This window comes from Niastella vici (assembly GCF_002077945.1).
Classification (GTDB): Bacteria; Bacteroidota; Bacteroidia; order Chitinophagales; family Chitinophagaceae; genus Niastella; species Niastella vici.
Map to the genome: position 1 here is coordinate 135,053 of NZ_LVYD01000113.1, position 13,631 is coordinate 148,683.

8 protein-coding genes are annotated in these 13,631 nt (G+C 47.1%); 2 read left to right on the forward strand and 6 right to left on the reverse strand.

Annotated features, from left to right (window positions below):
* Positions 1–141: 141 nt before the first annotated feature.
* Together A3860_RS36935 and A3860_RS36940 are read left to right on the forward strand one after the other, a co-directional pair.
* On the forward strand, positions 142–1,452 hold the full coding sequence (locus A3860_RS36935) for a polysaccharide lyase (RefSeq protein ID WP_081155626.1): 1,311 nt from the start codon (positions 142–144) through the stop codon (positions 1,450–1,452).
* A gap of 89 nt (positions 1,453–1,541) precedes the next feature.
* The gene (locus A3860_RS36940; protein ID WP_081155627.1) at positions 1,542–2,351 is read left to right on the forward strand and encodes a polysaccharide lyase; all 810 of its coding nucleotides are present in this window, start codon (positions 1,542–1,544) and stop codon (positions 2,349–2,351) included.
* A 16-nt stretch (positions 2,352–2,367) separates the two neighbouring features.
* On the opposite strand, the gene A3860_RS36945 is transcribed toward A3860_RS36940, so the two are convergent.
* The 6 genes from A3860_RS36945 to A3860_RS36970 are packed head-to-tail and all read right to left on the reverse strand — an operon-like array spanning position 2,368 to position 13,590.
* The gene (locus tag A3860_RS36945; protein ID WP_143774453.1) at positions 2,368–4,068 is read right to left on the reverse strand and encodes a GNAT family N-acetyltransferase; all 1,701 of its coding nucleotides are present in this window, start codon (positions 4,066–4,068) and stop codon (positions 2,368–2,370) included.
* Positions 4,069–4,088: 20 nt separating this feature from the next.
* The gene (locus A3860_RS36950) at positions 4,089–5,777 is read right to left on the reverse strand and encodes a GNAT family N-acetyltransferase (RefSeq protein ID WP_081155629.1); all 1,689 of its coding nucleotides are present in this window, start codon (positions 5,775–5,777) and stop codon (positions 4,089–4,091) included.
* On the reverse strand, positions 5,762–6,973 hold the full coding sequence (locus A3860_RS36955) for an aminotransferase class V-fold PLP-dependent enzyme (RefSeq protein ID WP_081155630.1): 1,212 nt from the start codon (positions 6,971–6,973) through the stop codon (positions 5,762–5,764). Before A3860_RS36955 ends, A3860_RS36950 begins: the two co-directional genes overlap by 16 nt.
* 5 nt (positions 6,974–6,978) lie before the next feature.
* The gene (locus A3860_RS36960) at positions 6,979–7,983 is read right to left on the reverse strand and encodes an NAD-dependent epimerase/dehydratase family protein (protein WP_081155631.1); all 1,005 of its coding nucleotides are present in this window, start codon (positions 7,981–7,983) and stop codon (positions 6,979–6,981) included.
* Positions 7,984–8,017: 34 nt separating this feature from the next.
* Positions 8,018–12,487: a T9SS type A sorting domain-containing protein gene (locus tag A3860_RS36965; RefSeq protein WP_081155632.1), complete on the reverse strand. Its 4,470-nt coding sequence runs from the start codon at positions 12,485–12,487 to the stop codon at positions 8,018–8,020.
* 59 nt (positions 12,488–12,546) lie between these two features.
* Positions 12,547–13,590 carry an exopolysaccharide biosynthesis polyprenyl glycosylphosphotransferase gene (locus A3860_RS36970; protein WP_081155633.1) on the reverse strand — a complete coding sequence of 348 codons (1,044 nt, stop codon included), beginning with the start codon at positions 13,588–13,590 and terminating at the stop codon, positions 12,547–12,549.
* Between the last annotated feature and the right edge of the window lie 41 nt (positions 13,591–13,631).

The window sequence follows — 13,631 nt, forward strand, 5'->3', positions numbered from 1 at the left end:
ATTGAAAAACAAGAACCGCCATCGTGGTTAACACATCGCAGGTAAAAAACAAACCTGTGATGTGAAAGGGGAAGCTCTATGCAAGTGCGTAACCACGAAAGGCCAGTGAGTAGTGTATCATTCATTAATTAATAACCTAAAATGAAAACATCAATGCAAACAGGTAATTTCTTTCGCAAGCATCAGCGCGTGCTGACCGTGTCCTTGTTACTGGCTTCAATTTATTCCTGCAAAAAAGGAGTTATGGAACCGTCCCTTGAAAACACTACAGACAGTACCTTGAACACTACTGTTTCTGCCCGCTCAATTGGCAACCTTATTTATCATGAAACTGCTGATGGATCAAGCTTAAGCACTTATCCCAGCAAACAGGCAGCTGCATCCTACAGTATTACACAATCCACCACACAGTTTTTCAATGGCACCAAAGCAGTGCGGTTTGAATTACATGATACAGATCCAGAGGTGTCGAACGGAACCAGGGCAGAATTGAGTTTCCCGAAAACCACCAATCTGCATCGCTGGTATTCTTATGCCATGTATATTCCCAGCGATCAATTCAAGTACGACACAGATGACGATGTGATTACCCAGTTTCACCAGGGTGGCGGTGTTACACCGGCCCTTTGCCTCCGCGTAAAACAAGACCACCTGTACGTAAGGATCCTGGGAGTATGGAACGACCTTGGCACACTGGGTAAAGACAAATGGCATTCATATGTATTGCATGTGAATCACTCATCCAACTCAGATGGATTAACTGAGATCTGGATCGACGGAGCAAAGGTGTTCAGCAAAACAGGCGCCAATGCATACCCCGTAGGCACCACTTATTCAATGCCCTGGCTTAAAATGGGTATTTACAAGTCGAACTGGAATGGCAGCGGCACTACACTTACCAATGTTCGCGTGCTCTATTTCGATGACATCAGGATCGGCGACGAAAACGCTACCTATAATGACATGGTGCCACAAGGCAGTGGCAGCACCTCAACCACTACCACTACACCTACAGATACCACATCAACTACCAATACAACAACAACCACTCCGCCCACAACAACCACAACCACTCCCACTTCCGGACAAAGTGTGACCAATCTCAAGCTGGTTAACGCAGCCACCGAGCAGGATGTGATCAGCATAACTGATGGACAAACCATTAGCCTGAGCGCACTGGGCGTTACCAAATGCAACATTCGCGCATACACCAACACCTCCGTCGTGGGAAGTGTTAAATTCGAATTAAGCGGAACGCAAAGCAAAACTTCTACTGATAATGCAGCTCCCTTTGCGTTAATGGGCGATAATGGCGCCGGCAATTTCTATTATGGTAACTGGAATCCACCAGCTCTGGGAACATATACCTTGAAAGCTACCCCTTACACTTTAGATAATGCAAGTGGTTCAGCGGGTACTTCTAAAACAATCACTTTCACTATCGCGAAATAGTGGGGGTTATTGTTAATGAAAAAAAGGGCGGCCTGTAAAAAGGCTGCCTTTTTTTATTGTATCTTTAAGGAAGTTAAATTTCGCCCCGTGTGATCCATAAAAAACATATACTACTGGCAGGGGTTTTATTATCAGGAAGCATGGTTTATAGTTATAAAGATATGCTCCATGACAACAGGCCTCCATTGCCCCCAACGGAACTGCAAACCCATATTCTTTACCAAACGGGTTTTGAAGCCAATACACTTCCCGCCTTTGTATCATTACAAACAGCCACGCCTTACGGAATGCAACTGGTGAACAACCCGGTTTATGATGGAAATAAAGCTGCCCGTTTTGAGCTAAGGCATGGCGACCCCGAAAATAATAATGGCACCAGGGCCGAAATATCATTTCCCCAGCCCGACAAAGCAACCAGCCTGGAGCGGTGGTATGCATTTGCCGTTTATTTCCCGCAAAACGATTATGATCCTGACAACAGCGATGAAGTGATCTGCCAATGGCACCAGGGTGGAAAAGCAACGCCTTCCTTATGCATCAGAACAAAGGCTGGCCGCATAAAACTCCGCGTAAAAGCCGACATCGATAAAAAAGAATGGATAGAAATGGGAGAAATTAAAAAAGAGGTTTGGCAATACTATGTGATACACATAATACATTCCGCCGCAGCAGATGGGCTCATTGAAATATGGCAGAATGGAGAACAGGTAGTAAAGCATGCCGGCATCAACATGTATGACATCTCTAACGGCAACTTTCATTTGCCAAACTGGAAACTGGGAATTTATAAAGCCGACTGGAATAATAATGCTGAAACGGAGAGCAATAAAAGGGTTTTATATTTTGATGCCATAAAAATGGGCGATGCGCATGCCACCCTTGGCGACATGAAAAAATAACCTACCTGTTTACGAGCTAAAATCCCGCAGCATTCATGGTTTTACAAAACAACGGGTCAGCCGACAATAGTTGAATAGTTTTCCTTCCGGTATAATTAGCCGCCTCCAGGGCCATGCTTTTCACAAATGAAAGCAACCGGTCTTTTCCCGTATTATTACAATACAGCCTTTCCAGCACCATCGCACTTTCAGGCGCCGGTACCTCCGGCTTGTCAGTTGAAACTGCATCGGGAAAACTGAACCAGGCACAGCACAACAGGCGGCCATTCTCTGTGCAGGTATAACAATGTTGTTTATCTTCGAAGCGATGCATGGCATCTGACAGGAATGCCCACCTGGTTATATCCACCCTTTTTTCCTGTTTAAACTGCAACAGGTCATTCAGGTTGTCTTTATGCAATGATATTTTTACTGATGATAATGTACTGGTATCAACCTGATACAGTTTTTGAATTTGTTTTCCCTGTATTTTTTTTACCAGCGCTTTAACCGGATCTGACCAACGCCAATGCCGTACCCGGTAAAGGAATTTTTTCAGGTTAAGCTCTACCGACATAGGTCTGATACCCGCAGCAACAAGGCGGGCATGCATCTTACTTTTTATTTTCCTTTTCGTACGAAATTTCAGTTGGCTGCTGATCACCCATTCCTTTACTTCATCATGCGCATTGGCCAGTTCTTCCTTATAAGTATCATACCCCGCGGTAAGGTCAAAACAGGAAATACCTGCTGCCGACAGCTGTTTGAATAATAATACAAAATTCATATAGCCCGGTGAATAGTACCTGCTGTTAAATGGCGCATGGCAGTTGATGCCGGCCAAATGCACCCACTTATCCTTACCGGTTACCGCCACCACAGCGGCCATCATTTTTCCATCCACATTCAATACGGTTACATGAAGCAGGTTAAGGCGGAACAACTGCAACAGGAATTCTTTTTTTGCGGGATCATCCCTGAAAGGGTATTTATTGAACAGGGCGCTTTGCCTGAAATCGAACAGAACGGTCATTTCATTCAAACTGCTTTCAAACTTTGTATAATCATTTATGGTCTCAAACTCAACCTCGCCCAGTTTTTTCAGCCGGTTCAATTTATGTTTGAAATGTTTGCGCTGAAACAGGTTCACATGGTTGGGGTTGTTGAAATTTAACAATGGCCGGGTGTACGACTGAATGATACTGTACCGGTTTAATTGTTTATCTTCTTTTATCCAGTTCAGCGGCGTTCCGGGCGAAAGGAACCGGAATGCTATGGGATGGGCCGGAAATTTTTTCAGAAGAGCGGCCAGGGCTTTTTTTATGAAAAGTTCTGATTCAGCAGGCGCCGCCAGCCAGGTTTGGTATTGCGCTTCATAATGCCCTGCACCCGCAATTTTACCGCCTTTTCCACCATCGCCGGCATTTAACAAAACCACTGGCAACAGGCCTTTCAATTGCCCCCTTTCAGTTGCTTTCACCAAAACGGGCAAATGCTGATCGCGGTATAGCCGATACCAGGCCGTAACAAATGGGCGGCTTTGAAAAACAGTGCCCCATGGGCAACAATCATATAGCATATCCCAGCTTTGTTGGAACGCAGGTTCCAACAACAGATCAATTACTGCAATGCCTGTTATCACCTCTATGGAATAACCATCGTTGAGCCTTATTTTGTTTTTTACTTCAGGAACAACGTCTTTGTATAATTCATTTTGGGTATCTGCTGTTGTATTCATATAGGTATTTTTTTGGTTGGTCACTGTAACCGGTAAAACCCTGCTTTTTCAAATGCCCGGTCTTCATTACGATCTGTAAGCAAATAAAAGGAGGAATGCGGATTATCGAGCGCTAACACATTCCCCAGCGATCGCAGGAACAGTGGAAATTGTTTACGGCCTTTTGGATTGCAATAGAGCGCTGACAATGAAATGATGAACCCTTCTGTTTCATGAACAAATTTGTATGCGGTATTCTCAGCCGGCGCACTGGCTATCCATACACAGGCTAATAACCGCCCATCTTCGGCCCAGCTGTAACAATGCCCGCCTGCTGTAAACCGGTCCATGGCATCAGCAAGGAATTCCTGCCGGCTATACCAGCTCCCCTGTTGATCATACTGCAGCAAATGGTGCAGGTCATCGCGCCTGCAATTCAATAAGCCGGAAGTGGCAAAACCTTTGCAAACGACCCAGCATTTCGATGTCTTGCGGGTGCTTTTTAATTTGTTGAAAAAAAGGGCAAAGAAGGAAGCTACACCCTGCCTCGCCATATGCATACATTTTCCTCTGAGCAGGATATAGCTCCTTTGCCCTTTTTTGAACACATCCCTTTTTATCCCAATGCTGGTAGCAGCATTTTTTAAATAGTTGTTGAGCCCGGTTTTTAACCGGTTTGTAAAGCCATGATAATTATTGCCAATACTGAGTGTATGTGCTACCGAATAATCTGTTGCCAGCGTTTCTTTGTACCCATCGGCGCCGGGGGTAAGATCAAAGACTGTTGCGCCTTCCTGCGCCAGTAATTTACCCAGCATTAAAAAATGGATGATACCGGGCGAATACCGGGCATAAGCTGCATCAAAGGAATTGATGCCCTGCAAATGAAGCTGCCTGTTATCGCCTATACTTACATTGGCGGAAACTATTTTATCATTAATTTTTAATAAAGTCGTGTGCAGGATATTTTGTTGGAACAATAGCAGCAAAAACTTTTTTCGCCATGGATCAGTTTTAAAAGCAACCTTATTATACATCGCCCCTTTTCTGAAATCAGATTGCAGCGCCAGCTCATCAAATACCCCAACAAACCTGTTAAAACCGGTAATGCGTTCAAACGACAATTCACCCATTTTTTTCAGCCGGTTGATCTTTTCGCGCCGGTTCTTCTTTTTTAGCTCACTGGTAAAATGCGCCTCATCAATGAGCATGACCGGCTGCGGGGATGTTTTTACAAAACAGCGCTTTTTAAAAACCGGGTCCTTTTTGGTGAAGACCAGTGAAACACCTGCGGGTACATATTTGAGCAACACTTTTTTACGGGGAAAAGTGCGGCGAAGCACCTGCAGAGCATTCTTTATAAACGCTTCGTCGTTTGCATCTGCGGTGATCCATACCTGGTATTCAGCCTGATTGGCCCCGGCGCCGGTTATGAGGCCTTTTTTATCCATTGCCAGGGTAAGCAGTCCCGTAAGTTTACCCGCCTGTTCACCTTTTATCAGAACAGGCAGCCAGTCATTTTCATATACCCGGTACCAGGTTGCTACAAAAGAAGGGTGCTGAAATACGGTTGCCCAGGGACAGGCGTTGTTGAGCCGGTTCCACCCGTCAAGGAAAGCTTCGTCGTTAAGCAGGTTCAACACTGCTGACCCCGTCAACAGTTTTATTGATGCCGTTGCAGGTGGAATGGCAACGCCGAAGGTCTTTATTTTTGTTATAGTTGTTGACATAAATTACAATCCCAGATTACAAGAAATATACTTTTAATCAGTTGTTTTAATGATTCCCGGGAGTTGGTCCCTGTTACCGATTGTTGCATTTCTGCTGAACTGGTTGCATTGAGCACTGCATCGGCGATCTGGTTCAATTCAGAAGGGGTCAGATCCTGGTGAACCGGTATGGCAAACACCCGGTTCCGGAATGCCATGCTCCGGGGAAATTCCTGTACGGGAAGCGAGGGATGTGCATTGCGCCAGAAAAGAATACCTTCCACTCCATAGCGGCGTAATTTTTTGAGCACCGATGGCGCATCATTTACTTCTACCGGAAATGCAAACGGGCAGGCGCCGGCAGGCAACGCTGCAAATGGACGAGGCACCAGATGCCCCAGCTTGTGAAGCAGAAAATAGTAATTTTTTCTTCGCCGTGCAGCCGTGGTGCTGTCAACTACTTTTGGCAACAGGCGCATCGTCATGGCTGAAGGTGGTGAAAATGGATCACCCAGGGCAAACTCTCTATGCGGATCACACTTCTTTTTCTTAAACCATTTCAACATAGGTTTACAACTCAGATGCATGGAGCCTATCGCAGCCCAGCGTTCGGCCAGCCAGTTAAAGTGGCGTTTAAACACCCGCCATCCACCCTGCTTAATTGCCGACCCCGGTAGTGGCGGCGGCGCCATGGAGATCACAGCGCCCCCATCAGGCACACCATACGTTTTGTACAAACAGAACACACCGGCATGCCCAAAAGACCCAACGGGTTTGTGATCAATTTCAGTAAGAAATGCCTGGGCCGCATCTTCAAAAAGCAACAGGCCCCGGTCATCGCACCATTGACGCCAGCGCCCGGCATCCTGGGGAAACCCCAGGTAATGTATAATGTAAAGCACCCGCACATCGGGCGTGAGCAGGCTTTCCAGGTTTTGAAGGTCCGGCTCCAACAGTTCAGTCATTTTATAATAACGGATATTCACACCCGCCTGCAGCATGGCTTCCACTTCGCTGCCATGGTGATAGGCCGGCACCAGCACAATATCTTTAGCCCCCAACCCCAGGGTATGACAGGCATTCCAAATGGCATGGCGTGCCCTGGAGAACACCCGGCATCCATCATCATTCAGCGGGTAAGGCAAACAGGTTGACTCATTCCTGAAATAAACGTTTATCGGCAATGTTGGCCAAATGGCCAGTCGGCGTGCCCACATAACTTTCAATTTCTAATTAATAATTGCTCGTTTGCTACTTCCGCATTCCATCGTTTTTTTTCCACTGCTTCTTCCTGAAAAATTGGAAGATAGGTCCAATACCAACTGGCAGATTGCAGCAGGCCCTGGCGTAATGAATAGCATGGGTGGTACCCCAGCAATTCCTTTGCTTTTTCGGCAACTGCTTCGGGAAGTGCATCCTGCTCAGGCCCCGGCTCATGCGCCAGGTCAACGGCAGCAATGCGTGCATCAAATACACTCAGCAATTCTTTCAGGCACAGGGCCAGCTGAGGTAAAGAATATTTTTCCTCAAAAGTGATATCGTACACCTGGTTCACTGCTGCCGGGTTATTGGTTAGCACCGCTAACAGGTTTGCCTGTACTACGTTTTCAACATAATTGAAATCGTGTACATACGCACCCGCGCCATTGATCACCGGCGATTCGTGCCGCATCAACTGCATCACGAAGGTTGGAATAATGGCAGCATACCCGCTACGGGGATCGTGCCGCTGGCCAAAAACATTTGAATACCGCAGCCCGATGGTTTCCATTCCATACAAACTGGCGAACTGTCCGGCATACAACTCATTGATATCTTTTGAACCATTGCAAAAGAAATCTGACGCATACACAAAGCGTTTCACTTTGGCATCATGTGCAACACCCAGCATGTTTAAAAAACCGGGCGTATTTACATTATTGATGGTCACGGGGTCGTTTGCTGACCGGGTAGCCGCATAATGGAAAACATAATCTATTCCTTCGCAGGCTTTTTTACAGGTATGTACATCCCGGATATCGCCATCGGTATAGCCAAACTGTGGATGATTGGCAAAGGGGGCCAGATTACCAAAACGGCCCGTTGAGAAATTATCCAGCACACGCACCTTGCTGGCGCCGTCTGTCAACAGGCATTCGGCAAGATGCGAGCCTATAAAACCGGCCCCTCCTGTAATGAGGAAGGAGGACCCGGCTATTTTTTCTGATTGGTTGGGGGTCAGTTGCATATTCTCACGTTTTAATTTAGTAAATGGGTACACTTTACTTTTTAAGCAGCTTCAGTGTTTGTATTTGCGAGTTGGTCTGGATCTTTATGAGGTAAAGCCCGCTGGCCAGGTACGAACCGTCGACAGAAACATAATTTTGAATGCCCGCTGCAGCCCAGCCCTGTTTCAACACCCTGATCGTTCTTCCCTCGCTATCGTATAACGTAATGCTATAGGGTCCCGGCAGCATTAGCTTAAAATCAAGTGTTGCATTGTTCACAAAAGGATTTGGCCGCACCTGCCAGTTTTCAGCCGCCACAGGCAAAGCAGTGGCAACCCTTGCCAGGTTGCCGGGCGGTGCATCGGTAGCCAGTACGCCCAAAGCTTTAAGCGGGTTAACATTTTCATTCGTTGTAAGGACCACAATGGCGGGATTATAGGTTTGATGGATGCTGGTAGTATATTCAAGACTGTTGACGCCCAATCCATTAATCAGGGTCACCGGCAGGCCAAACGAAATATTTGCCGTAGAAGATTCCCTGTACAGTATATCCCCGCTACGGGTGCCATCGAAATTGTCGAGGTGGGTTGAATAGATCACCTTTACTTTACCCGCGGCCTCATTCATTATGACGATGGGCCTGTTCCCTTCTTTGGATGAAGTAACTGCATACAAATTATCCCAGCTGTTGTTGGGGCGGCGTACCAGTAATGCCATTGTTGGCAGGCCGGCTTTATCGTACCCGGTTTTTACAGCACAGTACAGGGTGCCATCGCTGGCGGCCAATACATTTACGTAATTATCGGCCATTCCCTTATTAATGTTCTGAGCCGATTGTGATGCCGGCACTTCGTCGGCCGACCACAGCGTGGGATCGGCGCCGTCAGTATGCGTTTTAAAGCCAAACCGCTTTGCAGTCTGGTTCGACCAGAATACCCCGATCTTTCCGGGTAAAGCAGTGATGGCGCAAATATCCTCGCTCATTGCGCCTGAAGCAATGGTGATGGGTGAACTCCAGGTTGAATAAGGCGCATCACTGTAACGAACGAGCATATTGCCATTGCTGCAGGATGCTATCCAGAGCCTGCCGGTACCATCTTTATCGAGCGTAGCTGTTATTGTTCCGGCCTCAAAAACGATGTTTACATTGGCGGTCCTTTGTGTCCAGCGTTTATAGGTATTTGCAGCCGGATCATACTCAAGCGAAACAATATAGGAAGTAGCAGAAGCACCCCTGAACAGCAGCATGTGCACCAGGTTGCCCACTACCCGGCAATCGGTCCTGGAATTGTTTGCGGTGGCTATCGTTAATACATCTGTCCAACTGGTATTATCCAACCGGTAAATTTTTGTACCGGCTGATGTTGCTGCAACCGCCCACCATTTGCCTGCATAGCTCCATACTTTTGCCTGTGGTATTTCGCGCGTTGTACTTGAGATGGTTACCGGATCAAGGTCCATAAAGGATTGAAAGCACTGCGATGAAGCCACATTTACAGTATAGGTTTGCCCGCTGGTATAACCGCCACTGAGCGCATTGCCACTAACATCGGTTATTCCTGTATTGCTGTTCTTCACATCTAACCGCAGCACGCCGTTTCCGGCCAGCGCCCTTACAGCTACGTCATATGTAGTGCTATCGGTTCCCACCACTTTTACGGCATCGGTGAGCGCCGTGGAAGCCGCCTGCTGGGCCACCTTCGAGAGGGTTCCCCGCACATTGCCACTGGTGGCAACGGTGATGAAATCTGCCGCATCGACCCCTCTTACTTTTTTGGAAAATATAACCCTGTATGTTACCGTGGTGGTATCGGTGTTTTGGTTAACCGGCAATTGCCGGTTGATGCTGGTGACTACCGGCGGCCCGTTAAGATCCTGAATAATATAAGTTTCGCCATTGGTAAATCCTGTGCTGATGGCATTACCGGTAGTGTCGCTGATACCGGTGCCGCTACCGTTCAGATCGAGCCGCAGCGTGCCGTTACCCTGTACATTACTTACGGTTACATCATAAGCAACGCCATTTGTGCCAACAGGAACTGCTGCCCCATTCGCCAGCACACCGCTTGCTGTTCCCGAAACCGTGGTCACCGTAAAATCGGCACTATCCACTCCTGTTACTTTTTCTGAAAAGGTGGTCCTGAATGTAATACTTGAAGCATTGGTCACCTGGGTGGCGGGCGATAGCCGGTTGATGCTGGTGACTACCGGCGGCACATCAGGAAGCTGCTGCTGAATAATATAGGTTTCACCATTGGTAAATCCTGTGCCAATGGCATTGCCGGCAGTATCGCTGATACCGGTGCCGCTCCCGTTCAGGTCGAGGCGCAGGGTGCCATCACCCTGTACATTACTAACTGTTACATCATAAATTAACCCATTTGTACCAACAGGAACTGCAGCCCCATCCGCCAGCACCCCGCTTGCTGTTCCGGAAACCGTGGTCAACGTGAAATCGGCACTATCCACTCCTGTTACTTTCTCTGAAAAGGTGGTCCTGAATGTAATACTTGAAGCGTTGGTTAACTGGGCAGCAGGCGATTGCCGCAAGATGCTTACGGTAAATGGTGGCGTAAAGTCAACAATATAGGTTTCACCATTGGTATATCCTGTGACAATGACATTGCCGGCAGTGTCAGCGATACCGGTGCCGCTGCCGTTAAGGTCGAGCCGCAAAGTACCAGCACCCTGTACATTACTTATTGTTACATCATAAGCAATGCCATTTGTATCAACAGGAACTACAGCCCCATTTGCCAGCACACCGCCTGCTGTTCCTGAAACCGTGGTCAACGTGAAATCGGAACTATCCACTCCTGTTACCTTCTCTGAAAAGGTGGTCCTGAATGTAACACTTGAAGCGTTGGTCAACTGGGTGGCGGGCGTTTGCCGCAATATGCTTACGGTAAATGGTGGTGTGCGATCGACCATGTAGGTTTCACCATTGGTAAATCCTGCGCTTATGCCATTGCCGGAAGTGTCGCTGACACCGGTGCCGCTACTGTTCAGATCGAGGCGCAAAGTACCGTTACCCTGTACATTACTTACTGTTACATCATAAGCATCGCCACTTGTACCAACCGGAACTACAGCCCCATTTGCCAGTACGCCGCTCGCTGTTCCGGAAACCGTGGTCAACGTGAAATCGGTATTATCAACGCCCGTTACTTTTTCCGAAAAAGTGGTCCTGAATGTAACACTTGAGGCGTTGGTCACCTGAGTGGCGGGTGATTGCCGCAAGATGCTTACGGTAAATGGTGGCGTGTGATCGACATTGTAGGTTTCACCATTGGTAAATCCTGTGCCAATGGCATTGCCGACGGTATCTGTGATACCGGTGCCGCTATTGTTCAAATCCAGGCGCAGGATACCATCACCCTGTACATTGCTTACTGTTACATCATAAGCAATGCCATTTGTACCAACCGGCACTACGGCCCCATTTGCCAGCACACCGCCTGCTGTTCCGGAAACCGTGGTCAACGTGAAATCGGTATTATCAACACCCGTTACTTTTTCCGAAAAAGTGGTCCTGAATGTAACACTTGAGGCGTTGGTCACCTGAGTGGCGGGTGATTGCCGCAAGATGCTTACGGTAAATGGTGGCGTGTGATCGACATTGTAGGTTTCACCATTGGTAAATCCTGTGCCAATGGCATTGCCGACGGTATCTGTGATACCGGTGCCGCTATTGTTCAAATCCAGGCGCAGGATACCATCACCCTGTACATTGCTTACTGTTACATCATAAGCAATGCCATTTGTACCAACCGGCACTACGGCCCCATTTGCCAGCACACCGCCTGCTGTTCCGGAAACCGTGGTCAACGTGAAATCGGTATTATCAACACCCGTTACTTTTTCCGAAAAAGTGGTCCTGAATGTAACACTTGAGGCGTTGGTCACCTGGGTGGCAGGTGATTGCCTCAGGATGCTTACAACAACCGGCGGAGTTACATCTTTTACCCCCGACAATTGCATATCAAAAGCCAGGTCTGCATTGTTGCCCGTTTTTTGATGAATTTCAGCGGCGATAATATTATTGCCATTTACAAAAGCAGATGTATTAATAGTAAAAGCCTGGGTAACCGTTCCATTATCACTGGCATCTTTACCGGTAGTTAAATAATTGACACTTCCCGTGCCCATATTATTCCGGTACACTTCCACCCCATTTACATAAACCACCACGCCATCATCCCTCAATACACCGGCAGTAAAAGAGATGAAGTGGGAAGTGTCTGAAACAGCAATGATCTTTCTGAAGTAAGTGGTAATATATTTCTGTTTTGAGTCGGGCCCATAGCTTACAATGGTTGAAAGCCCGCTGAGCCCATACCCAAATTTACCATTCCCGGTTTTCCAGGAAGCATCGCTGAATGCAAGGGATCGCCAGGCAGTACCCTGATCTGTACCGTTATCGAGGTACTTCCAGCCTGAACCATAAGCGAAGATCGAGGTTTGCGCAAATACATTTTCCCTGCCTAACAATAAAAACAGGCAGAATAGGACACACGTTTTCATGACACAGTGGTTTAATTGATCAATATTTTTGAGTTAGCCTGAATAGGGTATACTAACAATCAAAAAGCAGCTTTATACACTTTGTGGCTGAAGATGGTAAGGAAAACGATCTTTATATCGAGCCAGAACGACCAGTTCTCAATGTACCAGAGATCGTGCAGGGTGCGTTGTCTTTTTTGTTCTTCTGTATCGGTAGGTCCCCGCCAGCCGTTCACCTGCGCCCAGCCGGTTAAGCCGGGTTTTACATATTGCCTGAGCATATAATGGTATACATTCAGCTGCAACTGCCGGTTCAGGTACCGCCGGTGCGGCCTTGGGCCCACTACGCTCATATTACCTTTTAAAACATTGAAAAACTGAGGCAATTCATCGATGCTGTATTTTCTTATTATTCTGCCAAACCGGGTGATCCTTGGATCATTTAATGTGGTAGAGCAAATACCATCTGCAGAATTATCGTTCTCCTTCATGCTTCTGAACTTGTATACTTTGAAAGGCTTTCCGCCTTTTCCGATACGGATGGCGGAATAAAAAACAGGGCCTCGTGATTCCAGCTTTATTATAGCACCAATAACAAGAAAAAGTGGCAGCAGCAGCAGCAGCGCTGCAACGGCGAATATTTTATCAAAACAATTCTTAAAGAAGGCGGCCATTTTTCCGTCAGTGGGCAGTTCCCTGATGTTCACGGCATCAACCTGCCCAAACCGGGTGATCCTGTAATGATTGCCAAACAATTCATGATAATCCAATACATATTTAACCCTGATGCCATGGTAATCGGCAACTGTCAAAATTTTTTGTATGGCCCCTATCTGGTTATCGGGCAAGGCAATAACGATCTCATCAATGGGATTCGATTGCAGGTATTGATCAACTGAATCCAGATCGGTCAGCACCTTTCTATTCTCGATCATACAGTCTTCCTGGTTATCGCAGCTAATAAATCCCTTTAGATGATAACCGTGGTAATGACTTGTGAGCACCTCGTCTTCAATTCTTTTTGCTTTATTCCCCGTACCTGCCACAATAACGTATTTCGGGTTGGAGGGAAGTATGTCAAATGCCATGAACGGGATCGCACGTCTCTGTTTTACAACGGTCATAAAGCAGCTGATTTTAATGTTAACAAATCGATTCTACATCA